Source organism: Streptomyces sp. NPDC045021, assembly GCF_056432645.1.
The window spans coordinates 32631-50733 of sequence record NZ_JBWKIQ010000014.1 but is presented as its reverse complement, the minus strand read 5'-3'; the positions used below and the strand labels follow the sequence as shown (position 1 = coordinate 50733).

Genomic DNA, 18103 nt, shown 5'->3' with positions numbered 1-18103 from the left:
TAGAACGTGTTCTAGCAGTGGCTCATGTATAACGCATCGCCCTGAGCCTGTGAATAGCTGACACACCATCAGCTCGCACCACCAGTGACATTTGTCCCGGCCGACCGCGTACATTCACCTCTGCCGAGGTCAGGGGCGTTCTCCGTACCGTCGACAGCATGACGACAACGATTGGGACCGAGCCCGCGGTGCGGTTCTCCGGGGCGGTCAAGGCCTTCGGGAGCGTCCGCGCCGTGGACGGGATCGACCTGGAGATCCGGCGCGGCGAGGCCGTGGCGCTGCTGGGTCGCAACGGGGCCGGGAAGTCCACCGCGATCGGCCTGCTGCTGGGCCTGGACACGCCGGACGCCGGCGAGGTGCGGCTCTTCGGCGGGCCGCCGGAGCGGGCCGTGCGCCAGGGCCGGGTCGGCGCGATGCTGCAGGACGGCCGGCCGGTGCCGCGCGTCACCGTGCGCGAGCTCATCACGTTCGTCGCCCGGACCTACCCCGCGCCGATGCCCGTGGACGAGGCCCTGGAGCTGGCCGGTCTCACCGGTCTCGCCCGCCGCCGGATCGACCGGATCTCCGGTGGTCAGGCCCAGCGGGTGCGCTTCGCGGTGGCGCTGGCCGGCAACCCGGAACTGCTGGTGCTCGACGAGCCGACCGCCGCCCTCGACGTCGAGGCGCGGCGCGCCTTCTGGGACTCGATGCGCGGCTACGCCCGGCGCGGCAACACCGTCCTGTTCTCCACCCACTACCTGGAGGAGGCGGACGAGAACGCCGACCGGATCGTGGTCGTCGACCGGGGCCGGATCGCCGCCGACGGCAGCGGTGAGCGAATCAAGGCCGCGGCCGGCGGCAATCTGGTCACCGTCGATCTGGCCGGATCCGGCTCCGCCGGGCTGCGGCTGCTGCCCGGCGTGACCGCCGTGGAGATCCGCGGCGACCGGGCCCGGCTGCGGACCAGCGACTCCGACGCCACCGTGGTCGCCCTCGCCGAGCGCGGCGCCGTCCGCGGGCTCGAAGTGACCGCCGCCAGCCTGGAGGACGCGTTCCTCACCCTGACCCGTACGAAGGAGACGATCTGATGCCGGTCATGCTGGAGTACGTCAGGCTCGAGGTGCGCCGCGCGCTGCGCGATCCCGGGTTCGTGATGTTGGGCATCGGGATGCCGCTGGTGATGTACCTGCTCTTCACCAACCTGGGCGTCAGCGGGGACGAAAAGGCCGACTACGCGGCGTACTCGATGATCGGCATGGCCGCGTACGGCGCGCTCGGCGCGGCGATCGGCACCGGAACCGGTGTCGCGGAGGACAAGGGCCTCGGCTGGCTGCGGCAGTTGCGAGTCACCCCGATGAGCCCGCTGCAGGTCGTGGTGGCCCGCGCCCTCACCGGTTCGGTGACCGTGCTCCCCGCGATCGGCTCGGTGCTGCTGGCCGGCGCCCTCATCAACGGCGTGAGCCTGGCGGCCTGGCAGTGGGCGGCCGCGGCGGTGCTGCTGTGGCTCGGCACCGTTCCCTTCACCCTGCTCGGCCTCGGCAACGGCTACGGCCTGACGGCGCAGACCACCGGAGTGGCCAACACGGCCTGCGTGATCGCCCTCGCGGTCGTCGGCGGCCTGTGGTTCCCGGCCTCGCTCTTCCCCGGCTGGCTGGCCGCGATCTCGCGCTGGACGCCCACGGCCCGCTTCGGCGACCTCGGGTGGAGCGTGGTCGCCGGTCACGCCCCGGGGGCCGGCACGGTGGTGGTGCTCGGCGGCTGGCTGCTGCTCTTCGGCGGATACGCGGTCCTCTCTTACCGCCGTGGGGCGCGTACCGCATGATGTGGGCTGATCGACGCGGTACGGGTTGGACGGGGAGTGGGACGGACATGGTCGACATGTGGGGGCTGCGGGCCTTCGGCCGGCGGGGTGGTTGCGGCGAGCACAGGCCCCGGGACTTCGGCGAGGAGATCGACCGGATGAAGGGCCCGGACGGCGGATCGCTCATCCCCTGGCTGCTGATGGCCAGCGGACCGGCCGTGGACGTGGCCAAGGGCCAGGTGGCGCTCCCCTGGCTGGCCGGTTCCGGCCTCGCCGCGTTCTGCGTCCTCTACATCTGCGCCGTCCGCGCCGGTTTCAGCGACCGCTTCAAGGGCGGCCCGGTACCGGTGCGGCTGCTGATCGCGCAGGCCGCCGTCACCCTCGCCCTCACCATCGGTTACGGGGACAACTGGCTGCTGCTCTTCCCGCTGCTGTCGTTGGCGTGCGGTGTCAGCGCCCGCGGCCGCGGGCTGGGGATGGTACTGATCGGGCTCAGCGCCTCGGCCGGGGTCATCGCGGGGATGGGACACCACGAGGACTTCTGGAACACCGCCACCCTCTCCTACGGCACCTTCCTGTCCGGCCTGGTGGTGTCCGTGATCCTCACCCTCTTCGACGCCGTCCACATGCTCAAGGCCACCCGGCAGGAGCTGGCGCGCAGCGCGGTGGCGGAGGAGCGGATGCGCTTCTCCCGCGATCTGCACGATCTGCTCGGCCACACGCTCTCCGTCATCGTGGTCAAGTCCGAGGCCGCCCGCCGGCTCGCGCCGCGCAACATGGATGCCGCGCTCACCCAGGTCGCCGACATCGAGGCGGTGGGCCGGCAGGCCCTCACCGAGATCCGCGAAGCCGTCACCGGTTACCGCGAGGGCAGCCTGGCCACCGAGTTGGACCGGGCCCGCTCCGCGCTGTCCGCCTCCGACATCGAGGTCGTCGTGCGGGAGTCAGGACCGCCGCTGCCCCCGCAGGCCGAGGCGCTGCTGGGCTGGGTGGTCCGCGAGGGCGTCACCAACGTCGTACGGCACAGCGGCGCTTCCTCGTGCGAGATCGAACTGCGCTCCACCGGTGGAAAGGCCCGCCTGACGATCACCGACAACGGCTCCGGCGTAAGCTCGGCGACGGCTGCCACCACCACGGCGCACCGCATCGGCACCGGCCTCAAGGGCCTGTCCGAACGGCTCGCCGCGGCCGGCGGCTCCCTGGACTCGGGCCCGGCGCAGCGCCGCGGCTTCCAGGTGACCGCGGAACTGCCCGTCGAGGAGGAAAACGCCGCATGACCGACCCGATCCGGGTACTGCTCGCCGAGGACCAGGGCATGATGCGCGGCGCGCTGGCGCTCCTCCTGGACCTGGAGGACGACATCGAGGTCGTCGCCCAGGTGGCGGCCGGCGACCTGATCGTCGAGGCGGCGCTCACCGCCCGGCCGGACATCGCGCTGCTCGACATCGAACTCCCCGGCCGCAGCGGCCTCGACGCCGCCGCCGACCTGCGCAAGCAGCTGCCCTCCTGCCAGGTGCTGATACTCACCACCTTCGGCCGCCCGGGATATCTGCGCCGCGCCATGGAGGCCGGCGCCGCCGGCTTCCTGGTCAAGGACGGGCCGGTCGAGGATCTGGCGGGCGCCATCCGCCGCGTCCTGGCCGGCGAACGTGTCGTCGACCCGGCCCTCGCGGCGGCCGCCCTGAGCGCTGGTCCCAGCCCGCTCACCGCACGCGAGCAGGACGTGCTCAACGCGGCCGCCGACGGGGCGACCGTCTCCGACATCGCGGGCAAACTCCACCTCTCGGAGTCCACCGTCCGCAACTACCTCTCGTCGGCGATCGGCAAGACCGGCACCCGCAACCGGATGGAAGCCGTCCGCTCGGCCCGCCAGAACGGCTGGCTGTAGCCGCACGGATCACCGGCCGCGGGGTACCGGCCGCGGGTCACCGGAGCCAGAGGAACCCGTCCCAGGGGAACCCGCCCCCGGGAAACCTGCTCCGGGGAAAACGGCCCGTTCAGCTCGCCCGGGAGAGCCACGCGGTGGCGTTCAGGGCGAGGGCCGCGTTGGTGGCGGTGGAGTCGTTCCAGCCGTCGTAGAGGGTGTTGCCGGACTGGCCGGTGCCGTCGTCGATCGGGGAGCTGTCGCCCCAGACCGCGACCCTGCCGCTGCCGAAGGTGCTGGTGGCGAAGAAGGCGCCGGTGGTGCCGGTGGGGCTGTAACCGGTGCGCCAGAGCAGGCCCTTGACGGCGGGGTTGTCGGACGGCTTGAGGGTGAAGGTGGTGCCGCTGGCGATCAGGCTCTTGGTCACCTTGCCGAAGGATCCGTTGAGCACCGGGTTGGTGCTGTCGTTGATCGCCGCCGGGTGGTCGGAGCTGATGCTCAGCTTGTCGACGGAGAAGCCGAACGGGTCGGTGCTGTCGACGGTGTTGTTGGACATCAGATCGTTGATGATCTTGACGGCGTCGGCGCCGTCGTTGTTGCGGTCGGCGCCGGTGTGGTCCGAGATCAGGAAGAGACCGCCGCCGTTCCGCACGAACGTCATCACGGCGGTCTTCTCCGCCGCGGTGAGCAGGATGTTCGGCTCCGGCAGCACGAAGGTGTCGAAGTTCGCCAGGTCCGTCGCGGCGGACGTCCCGTACGTGATCTTCCCGCCCGTCGGCAGCGTCTTGAGCGAGTAGCTGCCGGTCTTCTGGAGCGCCACGCCCCAGGACGAGAGGGCGCCGGTCCAGTCCTTGTCGGTCTGTGGTGCGGAGTTCTGGCCGAGCGGGTCGGGCTGGCTGGTGCCGATGATCCAGTCGGCGTTGCCGGCCGTCTCGGCGTGGGCGTTGTCGAACAGGACGCGGTGCGGGGTGGCCGCGTGGGCGTCGTGCGCGGTCGCCGTCTGGACGGCGGTGCCCGCGACGAGGGCGCCGAGGACGGCGAGAGCGCTGGTGAAGCGGCGTCGGGAAGTGCTGCGTACAAGCATCCGGCGTACCTCCGTGGGGGGTGGGGAGAGGTCGTGCGGTCGCCAAGTCTGCGCGCGTAGAACGTCGTGTGGGGAACGACCAGGCAACGCACCATTGAACGGTACATGCCACGATCGTCCCCAACAACGGCCGCACGCACCCCACCCGAGCCGGCCGCCCCTACCCGTCGGACGGTCAGGTGCCCGTCCTTCGCAGCAGCGTGACGACCGCGGCGCCGCCCAGCCCGATGTTGTGCGCGAGGCCGACCCGGGCCCCCTCGACCTGGCGCGGCCCCGCCTCGCCCCGCAGCTGCCAGACCAGTTCGGCGGTCTGCGCGAGACCGGTGGCACCGAGCGGATGCCCCTTCGAGATCAGCCCGCCCGACGGATTGACGACCCAGCGCCCGCCGTACGTGGTGGCGCCGTCGCCGATGAGCTTGCCGGACTCGCCCTCGCCACACATGCCGAGCGCCTCGTACGTCAGCAACTCGTTGATGGAGAAGCAGTCGTGGAGCTCGATGACGTCGACGTCCTCGATCCCCAGCCCGGACTCCTCGTAGACCGCGTGCGCCGCCGCCCGCGACATCGGCTTGCCGACCACATCGATGCACGAGCCCGACGAGAAGCTCTCACTGGTGTCCGTGGTCATCGCCTGCCCGGCGATCTCCACGGCCCGGTCCTCCAGACCGTGTTCGCGCACGAAGCGCTCCGAGACCACCACCGCGGCGGCCGCGCCGTCCGAGGTCGGCGAGCACTGCAGCTTGGTCAGCGGGGAGTGGATGGTCCTGGCGGCCAGGATCTCCTCGACGGTGTAGACGTCCTGGAACTGGGCGTTGGGGTTGTTCGCCGAGTGACCGTGGTTCTTCGCGCCGACCCCCGCCAGCTGCTCCGCCGTCGTGCCGTACCGCTCCATGTGCTCCCGCGCGGCGTTGCCGAAGATCTGGGCGGTCGGCGGGGTCATCTCGAAGCCGTGCTTGGCGGCCATCACCCCGTAGTGCCGGGCGACCGGTGAGGTCGCGAAGTCGCCACCGCTCGAACCGGCGCCCAGCGCGCCCTTGGTCATCTTCTCGAAGCCGAGCGCCAGCACGCAGTCGTTGAGGCCGCCCGCCACGAACTGCCGGGCCATCATCAGGGCGGTGGAGCCCGTGGCGCAGTTGTTGTTGACGTTGTAGACCGGCACCCCGCTGAGCCCCAGCTCGTACACCGCCCGCTGGCCCGCCGTCGACGCCTGGTAGCAGTATCCGACCGGCACCTGCTCCACCAGGTCGTAGGAGATCCCGGCGTCGGCCAGGGCCGCGGTTCCGGCCTCCTTCGCCATGTCCCAGTACTGCCAGTCGCGGGTCTCGGGCTTCTCGAACTTCGTCATGCCGACGCCGACAACGAAGACCTTGCTGGTCATGCGCACTCCTTCAGTCACGGGGGAGGCCGAGGATCCGCTCGGCGACGACATTGAGCTGCACCTGCGTCGTGCCGCCCGCGATGGTCAGGCAGCGCGCCATCAGGAATCCGTGCAGGGCGCGTTGGTCCGTGACGCCCTCCGGGCCGAGCAGTTCCAGCGCCAGTTCCGCGATGCGCTGCTGGTGCGGGGTCTGGACGAGCTTGCGCACCGAGGCACCGGCGCCCGGCTCCAGGCCGGACACCTGCTGCAGGGTGGTCCGCAACCCGATGCAGGCCAGCGCGTGCGCCTCGACGAGCAGCCCGCCGAGCCGGTCGCGCACCACCTCGCCCGCCGCGCAGGCCGGCCCGATCAGCGCCTCGATCCCCGTGTCGAAGGCCACCTGGTCCGCCATGTGCACCCGCTCGTTGCCAAGCGTGTTGCGGGCCACCCGCCAGCCGCCGTCCACCTCCCCGACGACCGCGTCGCCGGGCAGCATCACATCGTCGAAGTACACCTCGTTGAACAACGAGTCGCCGGTGATCTCCTTGAGCGGCCGGATGTCGATACCGGGCGTGTTCTTCATGTCCACCACGAAGTACGTCAGGCCCTTGTGCTTGGGCGCCGCCGGATCCGTCCTGGCCAGCAGGATCCCGAAGTCCGACCACTGGGCGGCCGACGTCCACACCTTCTGCCCGTTGACCTTCCACCGGCCGTCCGGCATCCGCTCCGCCCTGGTCCGCAGCGACGCCAGGTCGGAACCGGCGCCCGGCTCCGAGAACAGCTGGCACCACAGCGCCTCGCCGCGCAGCGTGGGCGGCACATAACGGTCCCGCTGCTGCGGGCTGCCGTGCGCGATCAGTGACGGCACCACCCAGGTGGCGATCCCCAGATCGCTCACCTTCACCCCGGCCGCCCGCAGCTCCACCTGCACCGCCAGCTGCTCCACCGGCCCGGCGCCCAGCCCGTACGGGGCCGGCAGATACGGCGCGGCGTACCCCGTGGGGGCCAGCATTTCTCGCGCGGCGGCCGGATCGAGCCCGCCGGCGGCTCCGACCACCTCCCGCGCCCGCTCCCGGTACGCCTCCGCCTCCGGCGGCAGATCGAGCCGCAGCTCCCGTCTGGCCCCCTCCCCGGCCAGCTCCGCCACCCGCAGCCGGTGCGTGTGCCCCGCCCCGAGCAACTGCCGCACGGCGGTCGCCCGCCGCAGATACAGATGCGCGTCGTGCTCCCAGGTGAAACCGATGCCGCCCAGGATCTGGATGCAGTCCTTGGCACAGCCGAAAGCCGCCTCGACCGCGGCGGCCGCCGCCATCGCCGCCGTCAGCGGCAGGACGTCACGCGCCGCGTCCCAGGTCAGCGCCCGAGCCTGCTCGACCCGTACGAGCATGTCCGCGCACGCGTGCTTCACCGCCTGGAACTGCCCGATCGGCCGCCCGAACTGCTCGCGCACCTTCGCGTACTCGGTGGCCGTACGCAGCGCCCACCCCGCGATCCCGCACGCCTCGGCGGCGAACAGCACCCTGGCCAGATCCTCCACCACCCCCGGCTCGATCCCCAGCACCCGCTCGGGCGGCACCGCCACCCGCCGCGCGACCACCTCGGCGGTCCGCCGCGTCGGATCGGCGCCGGACCGCTCCCGCACCTCCAGCGCAGCGGCGTCCACCGCCATCCACACCGCACCGGCCCGCAGCAGGATCAGCCCGGCCTGCGCCCCGCCGAGCACCGGCGGAGCGGTGCCGTCCAGTACGTACCCGCCGCCCTCCGACGGCTCGGCGGTCATCGACCCCGCGCCCAGCGCGACCGCGGCGATCCGGCTGCCGTCCGCCAGCCCCGGCAGCAGCGCCTTGCCCTCCGCCGCCCGCCCCAGCACGGCCGCGGCCAGCACGGTCGGCAGGAACGGCCCCGGCAGGCAGGCCGCCCCCAACTCCTCCAGCACGACCGCCAGATCGAGCAGCCCGCCGCCGCCCCCGCCGAACTCCTCCGGCAGATGCACCCCCGACAACCCCTGCGCGGCAACCTCCCCCCACCACACGGGCGCCCCGGCCCCCTCCCCCGCGTCCAGCGCTGCGCGCACGGCTTCCGGGGGGACGGTCCGACGCGCCCACCCGCTGGTGGCTGCCGCCAACTCCTGGTGCTCTTCGGTGATTCCGATGCCCATGCGGACGGATACTAGAACGTGTTCCATTCTGACGGAAGGTCAGAAACGACTTCGCCTCCGGCGGGGTTACGGGCGCACGGACGCCCGCGCCCCCACTACGCCTGCGGCGGGCTTTCGCCCACCCACCCGCCCTTTTCCCTGCCGGGCGGGGCACGCGTCCCGCGGGGTGCGGGATCGTCGGGGGCCTCCACCCCGCTACGCGAACGCCCGCAGCACCGTTGCGCCCGCGGCGGGCTTTCGCCCACCCGCCCGCCCTTTTCCCTGCCGGGAGGGCACGCGGCCGCGGCCTGCGGGGCTCTCCGCCCGGCTACGCGAGCACCCGCGGCACCGTTACGCCTGCGGCGGGCTGCCCCCACCGACCCGCCCTTTCCCCGTCGGGGGAACACGACCCGCAGGGTGCGGGCCGTAACGACCGACGGGTGTCCGGGCCGGTTGTCCCCGCGGGGGCGCCCCGTTGTGGCCGGCAGATGCTGTTCCGTTCGTTCGCCCCACCCCCCGTGGGTCTGGACGTGAGGTGGCTGGGGCCGGAGGGGTGGGGGTTCGAAATGCTGCCGAGCTATTTGTGGGCCGCCAGGCACGTAAATAGTCGATTTCGAACCCCACCCCGCAGGACCCGGGCACCGCACCCCCCAACCCACCTGGCAGGATGCCGAACGACCACCCGGCACATAAGGAAGAAGGCGGCAGCTCATGGCCCACCCCGACCCCCGCGTCCAAGCCGCCTTCGAGGGCGCCAAGGGGTTCATGCCGCTCGACGAAGGGCTGGCGCTCTACGCCGCCGCCACCGACGCCGCCACCCGCCTCCCCGGCCTCCCCCTCCTCGAAGTGGGAACGTACTGCGGTCGCTCCACCATCCTGCTCGCCGCCGCGGCCCGAGCCGCCGGCACGGCAGCCGTCACCGTCGACCACCACCGCGGCAGCGAAGAGCAGCAGCCCGGCTGGGAGTACCACGACAAAGAGCTGGTCGACCCCGAGGTCGGCCTCATGGACACCCTCCCGACCTTTCGGAGGACCCTGCACGCGGCCGGCTTCGAGGACGACGTGATCGCCATCGCCGGCCGCTCCCCGAAGGTCGCCGCGACCTGGGGGAAGCCCCTCGCCCTGGTCTTCATCGACGGCGGGCACACCGACGAGCACGCCACCGCGGACTACGAGGGCTGGGCCCCGCACGTGGCGCCGGACGGCGTCCTCGTCGTGCACGACGTCTTCCCGGATCCTGCGGACGGCGGCCAGGCGCCGTACCGGGTGTACCGGCGGGCACTGGACTCCGGAGCGTTCACCGAGGTGTCCGTGACGCGCTCGCTGCGCGTGCTGCGACGTACCGGATCGGGGATCTGAGACGGCCGGCGCCGGCGGCCGATAGCATCGGAAGCGTGTTCAGCGACGAGTCGAGGATGAGCGGCAGGACGGGCGCCCTGGTCATTTCCGTGGCCGCGCTGGTGCCCACCTGTTTCGCGGGCTGGCTCGTGTACCAGTCGATTCACGGGCCGAGCGGCGACGACGGGGCGCAGCCGGTGCTGCCCCTGCCGTCGGCATCGGCCCCGGCGCATCCGAGCGAGCAGACGGACGCCAAGGCCGAGTCCCGGACGTCGGCGAAGCCGCCGGCGACGGATCCGGGCCGGAACGCGTCCGGTACGACCCCGGCGAAGGCGACGACACCGGCCGCCCCGGCGGCGCTCCCCCTCAAGGGGAAGGTCGTCGTCATCGACCCGGGGCACAACACGAACAACGTCAACCACATCGCCGACATCAACCGACTCGTCGATATCGGGACGACCCGTAAGGAATGCGACACGACCGGCACTTCCACCAACGGTGGATACTCGGAAGCGTCGTTCAGTCTCGATGTGTCCCGGCAGGTCCGCACCCTGCTCGCGGAGCGCGGTGCGCAGGTGCGGTTGACGCAGGACGGCGACCGGTCGTTCGGACCGTGCATCGACGAGCGGGCGCGGATCGGCAACGAGGCGCACGCGGATGCGGCCGTGTCCATTCACGGAGACGGCTCCGCGGCGGGGAATCGCGGATTCCATGTGATCACCCCGGCTTCCGTGCACACGGGCATCGCCGACACCCGGCCCATCGTGGCGCCGTCCGGCCTGCTCGGCCTGGCACTGAAGGCGCACTTCGCGACCGAGTCGGGCTCGGCGCCCGCGAACTACCTGGCGGACGGCACCGGACTGATGGCCCGCAGCGATCTGGGCGGGCTCAATCTCTCCACCGTCCCCAAGGTGCTCATCGAGTGCGGCAACATGCGGGACGCGCAGGACGCCGCGAAGTTCACCGATCCGAAATGGCGGCAGCGAGCTGCGGAGGGCATCGCTGACGGTATTACGGCTTTCCTCCAAGGGAAGAGGTGACCAACCGGTAGCCATTCGGCGCCGATTGCGCACCAGTTGCTGCACCCGGCTCACCGTGTGCGGACCACACCCTTACGATAGGGGGCCACTCCCCGCGCCTCGCCCCTGAACTGGCAGAGAGCGCTGCGCGTACCGGCGACAGCGACGAAGACACCGAGACCGACAAAGGACCTTACGTGAACATCCGCTCCCTGTCCCGAGGAGACGGCGCGGTGATCGGAGCAGCGGCGCTGCTGCTGATCGCTTCGTTCCTGCCGTTCTTCTCCATCGAAGTTGGTTCAGGATCCGACAAGACGGTCAGCACGTGGAGCGCGGCACTGTTCCCGCTGCTGCCGACCGTGACCCTCGCCGCGCTGGCGGCCGCGGGTCTGATCGTCGCCGGCCGGGCCATGGTGCCCGCGGGCCGTCAGGTGGCGGGACTGACCCTGGAGCAGTGGGGCACCGCGCTGGCGGTCTTCGTCGGCTGGGCGGCGCTGTGGTCGACGTTCTCCACCGTCATCCCGGACCTGGGCGACGGCTTCGACAACGACAACGTCCACAAGGGCGCCGGCGCCTGGCTGACGCTGATCTTCGGCATCGCGCTCGCCGTCGTCGCGGTGCTGTCGTCCCGGATTCCGGCGCTGCAGGCCCCACTGATGGGTGCCCCGAAGCCGCCGCAGCCGTACGGTGGCGCGCCCTACGGTGCGCCGCAGCCGGGTCTGGGACAGCCGGGCATGCCGCAGCCGGGTGGCTACGGCTACCCCGGCGCTCCGGCGCCCGACCCGTCGTTCGGCGGACAGCCGCAGCCCCAGCCGCACGCCTTCGGCGGCCAGGCCCCCGCGCCTTCCGCTCCGCAGGCCCAGCAGCCGGCCCAGGGCCAGCCGCCGCAGTCCGGTTCCTCGGACTTCGCGTCGTTCTGGTTCGCCGTGCCGGTATCCCGTCCGCTGTTCGCGGAGGACGGTTCGCCGACCCCGATCGCCGAACTGGCGCCGGGTACGTGGTATCTCGCCGTCGACCAGCGCGGTCCCGCGCTGATCGCGCAGACGCAGGACGGCCGTCGCGGCGTGCTGCAGGACACGAGCGGTATTCAGCGCGGCTGACGTTCGCGGTCGTTGCGTCCGCATGATGAGCCCCCGCCCGGATTTCCGGGCGGGGGCTCATGTCTTTCGCCGTCCTGGCCGGTGCCGTACAGTCCAGATCTGACGCATCGTCAGATTGCTCGAAGGGGCGGCGCCATGAGGCTCGGGCTGGCACTCGGCTACTGGGGGCGCGGCCCCCGTCCGCAGGACGTGGAACTCGCGCGGGAGGCCGAAAGCCTCGGCTACCACTCGGTGTGGACGGCGGAGGCCTGGGGCTCGGACGCCTTCACCCCGCTGACCTGGATCGCCGCGCACACCTCCCGTATCAAGCTGGGGACCGGCATCGCGCAGATGGCCGCCCGCTCCCCCACCGCCACCGCGATGCACGCGCTCACCCTGGACCATCTCTCCGGCGGCCGGATGATTCTGGGGCTCGGGCTGTCCGGGCCGCAGGTGGTCGAGGGGTGGTACGGGCGGCCGTTCCCGAAGAGCCCGCTGACCGCGACCCGCGAGTACGTGGAGGTGCTGCGGCAGGTCTTCCGGCGGGAGGGGCCGGTCGAGCTGGCCGGGCGGTTCCACAGCCATCCGTACTCCGGCGAGGACGGTACGGGGCTCGGCAAGGCGCTCAAGCCGATCACCCATCCGCTCCGGGCCGATCTGCCGATCCTGCTCGGCGCGGAGGGGCCGAAGAACATCGCCCAGACGACCCGTATCGCCGACGGCTGGATGCCGCTCTACTGGTCGCCGATGCGCAGCGATGTCTACGAACTGTCGCTGGCCGACGCCCCCAAGGACTTCATGGTCGCGCCCCTGGTGCGGGCCATGGTGTGCGACGACGTGGCCGAGGGGCTGCTGCCGGTCAAGGCGATGCTCGGTTTCTACATCGGCGGGATGGGCGCCCAGGCAAAGAACTTCCACGCCGACCTGATGGCCCGGATGGGGTACGAGGAAGAGGCGCGGCACATCCAGCGGCTCTTCCTGGACGGGCGCAGACAGGAGGCGGTGCTGGCCGTGCCGGACGCCTTCGCGGACGAGATCTCGCTGGTCGGGCCGCGGGAGCGGATCGCCGAGCGGCTGGAGATGTGGCGGTCGGGCCCGGTCACCGACCTGCTGGTGACCGCACCCGACCCGGACACGCTGCGCGTACTGGCGGAGCTCAACACCTGAGCGAAACGCCTGCGGCCGGCCCGTTCACGATCGGCCGGACAGGCCCTATCCGCCCAGCTGGCTCGCCGACGGGATCTGCTCCTTGACCTCGGCGCCGGCCTGCTTGCCCGCGTCCTTCACGTCGTTGACCGTCTTCTGGAAGGTGCTGACCACGTCGTCCGTCGAATCACCCTTGCGCAGCTTGCCGGGCAGGTCCTTGAGCGCGTCGATTCCGGCGGTCAGCGGGGCCACCAGCTTGGAGAGCGTCGGATCGCCCTTGGCGTTGTCGGCCGCGGCCTTGAGCCGGTTGTAGGCGAACGCCCCGGCCAGCCCCGCCTTGACCAGGGCGAACGTCCGGCCGTCCGCACCCTTCTTGAACGTCCCGGCCCGGTACGGCTTGATGATCCACTGGTAGGTGGCACCCGCCGCGAGCCCGGCGTTCGCGACGAAGCGCGTCTTGGCGAGCTTCTGCTTCTCCGCCGTGGTCGAGGCCGTCGGGCTGCCGGACACCTCGTTCTTCGCCTTGTCGTTGCACGCGGTGTTGGCGGTGAGGAGCGCGCCGCAGAGCAGCAGCGCGGTCAGCAGGCGGCGCAAGGGGATGCCGTTCGGCACGGTCGACCTCCGAGGACGTACGGGGCACACGTCCTCGCAGGATCACCCGGCCGGCACACCCCCGCCACTCGGGCACCGGGGCCGCGCACCGGCCACCGGGCTGCGGCCGGCACCGCTCAGAACGCCGTGCGGGCCAGCCAGTGGTCCAGCAGTTCGCGGTCGCCGAGCACCTGCACGCGATCGCTGTCCAGCGGCAGCCGCCGGTAGAAGGCGAGCAGCAGATCGGTGAGGGGGGCGCGCAGCGCCACGTCGCCCTTGGAGTGCTCGCGCCGCCAGGTGACGGCTTCCGGGCCGCGTTCGATCACCCATTCGGCGACCAGCCCGGCCGGGCTGTCGGTGGCGTGCAGGTGCAGGGTCTGTCCGTGGCCGCGCAGTTCCGCGAGCTCCGGAGTCTGCTCGACGGCGAGCGGATCGGTGATGATCTCCAGCCACTCGTCGATCGCGTCAGCGGCCAGCTCGGCCGGCGCCTGGTACTCGCTCCAGGTGGCCACCGCGGCGTCCGCCCGGTGCACCAGGGTCTCCAGGACCATCCGGCGGGCCCAGAAGCCCGCTTCCTGGGGCCGCGCCCAGGTCCAGACGGGCAGTGCGGGGCCGGCCTCGCGCAGCGTGGCCGCGAACCGCTCGGCGCCCTCGGCCAGCCAGCCGTCCAGCTGCCCGGCGCCGCTGGGTGCCTCGTAGTCCGGTACCTGGCTCTCGGGGAGGTACTTCTCGGCCCTGGTGCCGACGATCGTCTCGGCCCAGCGGTGCGCCTGTCCGACGTGGGCCGCCAACTCGTGCAGGGTCCAGCCCGGGCAGGTCGGTACCTTGGCGCCGGGGTCGGAACCGCGGAGTGTGTCACGCAGCCGGGCGGTCTCCTCGACGATCGCCGTGCAGTACGCCTCGTGCTCCAGCCAGGCCATGCGCCGCCATCCCTCGTCTACTTCATATCGAAAGGATTCTCCACCAGCAGTTTCAACCAGCCTAACGGGGCAAGGCGAGGGTTATGTCCAGACGCTACCGAGGCAATCCCGCAGCGGCGATCATTCTGATCGTCGCAGATGTCGCGGCCCTGATACTGATCCTGTGGATACTCATGTATCTGCTCGACGCCAACAAGGCCAACGACCTGGTCAACTGGGTCCACAATTCGGCGAATTGGCTCGCGGGCTGGTCCCTCGACCTGTTCACCATGGATTCGGACAAACTCCGCACCGTGCTGAACTACGGCCTGCCGGCCGTGGTTTACCTGGTCATCGGCCACGCCGTGGCCGGCCGCGTCAACCGGGCCTGATCCGGCAGCGCCGAAAAACCGGCGGAAAGACCGCCAGGGCCGGACCGGCCCTGGCGGCGAGAGGCGGGAGCAGGGTCTAGCAGCAGCCCGCGTCGTCCGGTGCCAGGCCGATCGGGAGCCGTTCGCCGCCGAACACCGCGGTGGTCGCCTCGTCCCCGCCGAGCGCGGCCACCGCCAGCAGGAGCGCGCCCGCCGTCCAGGAGGTGCGTTCCTCCGGCCAGACGGCGTCGTCGTCGAAGACGTAGCCGGTCCAGTACATCCCGTCGTCCCCGGTGCGCAGGTGCTGGATGTCGGCGAGGATCTCCACCGCGCGGTCGGACTCGCCCATCGCCCACAGGGCGAGGGCGAGTTCCGCGCTCTCCCCGCCGGTGACCCAGGGCCGGTCCGAGACGCAGCGGACCCCGAGGCCCGGCACCACGAAGGTCTCCCAGTGCGCCTCGATACGTTCCTTGGCGGCCGGGCCGCGCAGCGCGGTACCGAGCACCGGGTAGTACCAGTCCATGGAGAAGCGCCCCTTGTCGAGGAAGCGCTCGGGGTGGTGCAGCACCGCGTGGCCGAGCAGTCCGGTCGCCAACTCCCAGTCGGGCTGCGGCTCCTCGCGGTAGTCCGCGACGGCCAGCGCGCAGCGCAGCGCCTGGTAGATCGAGGACGATCCGGTGAGCAGCGCCTCCTCGGGGAAGCCGCCGTCGTCGTCACGCTTCCAGGCGATCTGTCCGCCGGGCAGCTGGAGCGCGAGCACGAACTCCACGGCCGCGTAGAGCGTCGGCCACAGGCGTTCCAGGAAGGCGTCGTCGCCGGTGGACAGGTAGTGGTGCCAGATCCCCACGGCCACGTAGGCGACGAAGTTGGTCTCGCGCGTCCGGTCGGTGGGCTCGCCCGCCGCGACCGCCGCTTCCGCGCCGGGCACGTCCGCGGCGTACGAGTAGGCGGCGTACCAGGAGCCGTCGGCGTTCTGCCGGTCGGCGAGCCAGCGGTAGGCGGCCTCGGCGCGACCGTGCTCGCCCGCCGCGTCCAGGGCCATGGCCGCCTCGACGTGGTCCCACGGGTCGAGGTGTCCGCCGGTGAACCACGGTATGGCGCCGTCGGCCCGCTGGATCGCGGCGATGCCGGCGACGGTCAGCTCGGCCTGCTCGGCGGTGAGGACTCCGGGCAGGACGAGGTGCTCGGTGCGCCCCGGACTCGTCACGCGTCCACCCGCGCATCCAGCACGGGGGTGTGCGGCTTGGTGGCGTAGGCCACGAAGCTCTTGCCGATCAGCGGGTTGAGGGCCTGCTCGGCGACCTTGGTGGCCAGCGGCTTCTTCATGATGTCCCAGACCAGGAGCTTGTGGTACAGCTTCACCGGCAGGGCCTTGTCGTTGTCGACGCCGACGGCGCACTTGATCCACCAGTACGGGGAGTGCAGCCCGTGCGCGTGGTGGGTGCCGTAGGGCTGCAGGCCCGCCTCGCGCATCTTGCCGAGCAGTTCGTCGCCCCGGTAGATGCGGATGTGGCCGCCCTCGACCTCGTGGTAGGCGTCGGAGAGCGCCCAGCAGATCTTCTCGGGTCCGTAGCGCGGCACGGTGATCGCTATCCGGCCGCCGGGCCGCAGCACGCGCACCATCTCGGCGAGTACGCCCTTGTCGTCCGGGATGTGCTCCATGACCTCGGAGATGATCACGACGTCGAAGCTGTCGTCGGGGAACGGCAGCGCGAGCGCGTCGCCCTCCATCGCGACGGCGGACGCACCGGCCGGGGCCTCGCCCTCCGCCTTCATCGCCGCGAACCATCTGGCGACCTCGCGGATCTCGTCGCCGTTGCGGTCCAGGGCGACGACGTTGGCGCCGCGCCGGTAGCACTCGAAGGCGTGCCTTCCGGCGCCGCAGCCCAGGTCGAGGACCCGGTCGCCTGGGGCGAGCGGGAAACGGGAGAAGTCGACGGTCAGCACGGAGCCTCTGCTTTCGTCCGGTGGGTCGGGGCGGGGGCGGCGGACTGGGCGGCGATCGCCGCTCGGTAGTGCTCGGCCGTGCCGATGGCGGCCTGTTCCCAGGTGAAGCGGCGCAGGACGCGCTGCCGGCCGGCCGCGCCGAGGCGGCGGCGCAGGTCCGCGTCCCCCAGCAGCCGGCCCAGGGCGGCGGCGAGCGCGCCGGCGTCGCCGGGCGGTACAGCAAGACAGGTCTCGCCGTCGGTCCCGGCGACCTCGGGGATCGCGCCTCCGGTGGTGGCGACCAGCGGGGTGCCGGTGGCCATCGCTTCGGCGGCGGGCAGCGAGAAGCCTTCGTAGAGCGAGGGGACGCAGGCGACCTCGGCACCGCGGATGAGGTCGACGAGTTCGGCGTCGGTGATGCCCTTGACGAAGTCGATGGCGCCTTCGAGGCCGAACTTGGTGATGGCGGCGGCGACCGGGCCGTCCTCGGCGCGCCTGCCGACGACGACGAGGTGCGCGTCGGGACGCTCCGCACGGAGCTTGGCGAGCGCCTCGACGAGGTGCACCAGGCCCTTCAGCGGCACGTCGGCGCTGGAGGTGGTGACGATGCGGCCGGGGATCTCGGGCACCGAGGCGTCCGGCGAGAAGAGCCGGGTGTCGGCGCCGATGTGGACGACGTGGACGCGCTCCTGGCGCACACCCAGGTCCTCCACGATCTCGGAGCGGGAGGAGCCGGAGACGGTCAGCACGGACGGCAGCCGGCGCGCGACGCGCTTCTGCATCTGCGTGAAGCCGTACCAGCGGCGCACGGACAGCCGGCGCTTCCAGCCGGGCGCCGCGGCCAGGTCCAGCCGCCGGTCGACGGTGATCGGGTGGTGGATCGTGGTGACCAGCGGGGTGCCGAGGCCGAGCAGCCCGTAGCCGAGCGTCTGGTTGTCGTGGATCACGTCGAACTCACCGCGCCGGGCCGCCAGGTGGCGCCGGGCGCGCAGCGAGAACGTCAGCGGCTCGGGGAAACCACCGGTCCACATCGTGCCGACCTCGACCGCGTCGATCCAGTCGCGGTACTCGCCGAGCCGGGGAGCGCGGAACGGGTCCGGCTGCCGGTACAGGTCCAGGCTGGGCAGCTCGGTGAGGGTCACACCCTCACCGACGGCGTCGAGCACCGGATAGGGCTGGGCACCGATCACCTCGACGGTGTGGCCGAGCCGGGCGAGCTCCCGGGAGAGGTGGCGTACGTAGACGCCCTGACCCCCGCAGAAGGGGTCCCCCTTGTAGGTGAGCAGCGCGATCCGTAGTGGCATGGCCTCAACGGTCACTCCCGGCCCCCTTCTCACTCACTTCTGCCGGAGCGTAACCGGTCGCGCTAATCTAGAACAAGTTTCAGACTCGAACGTTCAGAACCGAATCTACCGGCAGCGGCACGGCCCCGAATGAGGCGGACCAGGTGATTCGCACCACGACACCGGTCCTGCCATCATGCAACGCAGTGCCACGGTGACCGCGGATTAC

The 18103-nt window shown here is 71.7% G+C and carries 16 protein-coding genes and 1 pseudogene; 9 read left to right on the top strand and 8 right to left on the bottom strand.

What is annotated here, in order from left to right:
* Positions 1-158 precede the first annotated feature (158 nt).
* From AC07DC_RS33430 to AC07DC_RS33415, 4 genes are read left to right on the top strand one after another with little or no spacing between them, the layout of a single operon-like run.
* Positions 159-1067: an ABC transporter ATP-binding protein gene (locus AC07DC_RS33430; RefSeq protein WP_478918245.1), complete on the top strand. Its 909-nt coding sequence runs from the start codon at positions 159-161 to the stop codon at positions 1065-1067.
* Between the two features lie 8 nt (positions 1068-1075).
* On the top strand, positions 1076-1801 hold the full coding sequence (locus AC07DC_RS33425; RefSeq protein ID WP_478918380.1) for an ABC transporter permease: 726 nt from the start codon (positions 1076-1078) through the stop codon (positions 1799-1801).
* A gap of 56 nt (positions 1802-1857) precedes the next feature.
* Positions 1858-3057, top strand: coding sequence for a sensor histidine kinase (locus AC07DC_RS33420; protein WP_478918379.1), 1200 nt, complete (start codon positions 1858-1860; stop codon positions 3055-3057).
* Positions 3054-3668 carry a response regulator gene (locus AC07DC_RS33415; RefSeq protein ID WP_478918244.1) on the top strand — a complete coding sequence of 205 codons (615 nt, stop codon included), beginning with the start codon at positions 3054-3056 and terminating at the stop codon, positions 3666-3668. Before AC07DC_RS33420 ends, AC07DC_RS33415 begins: the two co-directional genes overlap by 4 nt.
* Positions 3669-3780: 112 nt before the next feature.
* Here the strand turns inward: AC07DC_RS33415 and AC07DC_RS33410 are convergent.
* From AC07DC_RS33410 to AC07DC_RS33400, 3 genes and pseudogenes are all read right to left on the bottom strand, one after another.
* Positions 3781-4728 (bottom strand): annotated as a pseudogene (locus tag AC07DC_RS33410) (hydrolase); the annotation flags it as partial.
* Between the two features lie 175 nt (positions 4729-4903).
* Positions 4904-6106 carry a lipid-transfer protein gene (locus tag AC07DC_RS33405; RefSeq protein WP_478918243.1) on the bottom strand — a complete coding sequence of 401 codons (1203 nt, stop codon included), beginning with the start codon at positions 6104-6106 and terminating at the stop codon, positions 4904-4906.
* Positions 6107-6116: 10 nt separating this feature from the next.
* Complete coding sequence (locus AC07DC_RS33400) at positions 6117-8243, bottom strand: acyl-CoA dehydrogenase (RefSeq protein ID WP_478918242.1); 2127 nt, start codon at positions 8241-8243, stop codon at positions 6117-6119.
* A gap of 690 nt (positions 8244-8933) precedes the next feature.
* Between AC07DC_RS33400 and AC07DC_RS33395 the strand changes: the two genes are divergently transcribed.
* The 4 genes from AC07DC_RS33395 (at position 8934) to AC07DC_RS33380 (ending at position 12825) form a co-directional block, all read left to right on the top strand.
* Positions 8934-9581, top strand: coding sequence for a class I SAM-dependent methyltransferase (locus AC07DC_RS33395; protein ID WP_478918241.1), 648 nt, complete (start codon positions 8934-8936; stop codon positions 9579-9581).
* A 56-nt stretch (positions 9582-9637) separates the two neighbouring features.
* Positions 9638-10600, top strand: a complete 963-nt coding sequence (locus AC07DC_RS33390; protein WP_478918378.1) for an N-acetylmuramoyl-L-alanine amidase — start codon at positions 9638-9640, stop codon at positions 10598-10600.
* Between the two features lie 176 nt (positions 10601-10776).
* Positions 10777-11679, top strand: coding sequence for a hypothetical protein (locus AC07DC_RS33385; protein WP_478918240.1), 903 nt, complete (start codon positions 10777-10779; stop codon positions 11677-11679).
* 135 nt (positions 11680-11814) lie between these two features.
* Complete coding sequence (locus AC07DC_RS33380) at positions 11815-12825, top strand: LLM class F420-dependent oxidoreductase (RefSeq protein WP_478918239.1); 1011 nt, start codon at positions 11815-11817, stop codon at positions 12823-12825.
* Positions 12826-12870: 45 nt separating this feature from the next.
* Here the strand turns inward: AC07DC_RS33380 and AC07DC_RS33375 are convergent, their stop codons facing one another.
* Positions 12871-13416: a hypothetical protein gene (locus tag AC07DC_RS33375; protein ID WP_478918238.1), complete on the bottom strand. Its 546-nt coding sequence runs from the start codon at positions 13414-13416 to the stop codon at positions 12871-12873.
* A gap of 116 nt (positions 13417-13532) precedes the next feature.
* On the bottom strand, positions 13533-14315 hold the full coding sequence (locus AC07DC_RS33370; RefSeq protein ID WP_478918237.1) for a maleylpyruvate isomerase N-terminal domain-containing protein: 783 nt from the start codon (positions 14313-14315) through the stop codon (positions 13533-13535).
* An 83-nt stretch (positions 14316-14398) separates the two neighbouring features.
* On the opposite strand from AC07DC_RS33370, the gene AC07DC_RS33365 reads away from it, so the two are divergent.
* On the top strand, positions 14399-14686 hold the full coding sequence (locus tag AC07DC_RS33365) for a hypothetical protein (protein ID WP_478918236.1): 288 nt from the start codon (positions 14399-14401) through the stop codon (positions 14684-14686).
* 76 nt (positions 14687-14762) lie between these two features.
* Here AC07DC_RS33365 and AC07DC_RS33360 read toward each other — a convergent pair whose 3' ends face one another.
* Genes AC07DC_RS33360 through AC07DC_RS33350 form a run of 3 tightly spaced genes read right to left on the bottom strand, consistent with a single transcriptional unit; the run spans position 14763 to position 17895 of the window.
* On the bottom strand, positions 14763-15872 hold the full coding sequence (locus AC07DC_RS33360) for a prenyltransferase/squalene oxidase repeat-containing protein (protein WP_478918235.1): 1110 nt from the start codon (positions 15870-15872) through the stop codon (positions 14763-14765).
* Positions 15869-16612 carry a class I SAM-dependent methyltransferase gene (locus AC07DC_RS33355; protein WP_478918234.1) on the bottom strand — a complete coding sequence of 248 codons (744 nt, stop codon included), beginning with the start codon at positions 16610-16612 and terminating at the stop codon, positions 15869-15871. Before AC07DC_RS33355 ends, AC07DC_RS33360 begins: the two co-directional genes overlap by 4 nt.
* Complete coding sequence (locus AC07DC_RS33350) at positions 16606-17895, bottom strand: glycosyltransferase family 4 protein (RefSeq protein ID WP_478918233.1); 1290 nt, start codon at positions 17893-17895, stop codon at positions 16606-16608. Before AC07DC_RS33350 ends, AC07DC_RS33355 begins: the two co-directional genes overlap by 7 nt.
* Between the last annotated feature and the right edge of the window lie 208 nt (positions 17896-18103).

Coding starts and splice junctions, on each gene's coding strand:
- AC07DC_RS33430 (WP_478918245.1), top strand. CDS start 159: ATGACGACAACGATTGGGACCGAGCCCGCGGTGCGGTTCTCCGGGGCG.
- AC07DC_RS33425 (WP_478918380.1), top strand. CDS start 1,076: ATGCTGGAGTACGTCAGGCTCGAGGTGCGCCGCGCGCTGCGCGATCCC.
- AC07DC_RS33420 (WP_478918379.1), top strand. CDS start 1,858: ATGTGGGGGCTGCGGGCCTTCGGCCGGCGGGGTGGTTGCGGCGAGCAC.
- AC07DC_RS33415 (WP_478918244.1), top strand. CDS start 3,054: ATGACCGACCCGATCCGGGTACTGCTCGCCGAGGACCAGGGCATGATG.
- AC07DC_RS33405 (WP_478918243.1), bottom strand. CDS start 6,106: ATGACCAGCAAGGTCTTCGTTGTCGGCGTCGGCATGACGAAGTTCGAG.
- AC07DC_RS33400 (WP_478918242.1), bottom strand. CDS start 8,243: ATGGGCATCGGAATCACCGAAGAGCACCAGGAGTTGGCGGCAGCCACC.
- AC07DC_RS33395 (WP_478918241.1), top strand. CDS start 8,934: ATGGCCCACCCCGACCCCCGCGTCCAAGCCGCCTTCGAGGGCGCCAAG.
- AC07DC_RS33390 (WP_478918378.1), top strand. CDS start 9,638: ATGAGCGGCAGGACGGGCGCCCTGGTCATTTCCGTGGCCGCGCTGGTG.
- AC07DC_RS33380 (WP_478918239.1), top strand. CDS start 11,815: ATGAGGCTCGGGCTGGCACTCGGCTACTGGGGGCGCGGCCCCCGTCCG.
- AC07DC_RS33370 (WP_478918237.1), bottom strand. CDS start 14,315: ATGGCCTGGCTGGAGCACGAGGCGTACTGCACGGCGATCGTCGAGGAG.
- AC07DC_RS33365 (WP_478918236.1), top strand. CDS start 14,399: ATGTCCAGACGCTACCGAGGCAATCCCGCAGCGGCGATCATTCTGATC.
- AC07DC_RS33350 (WP_478918233.1), bottom strand. CDS start 17,895: ATGCCACTACGGATCGCGCTGCTCACCTACAAGGGGGACCCCTTCTGC.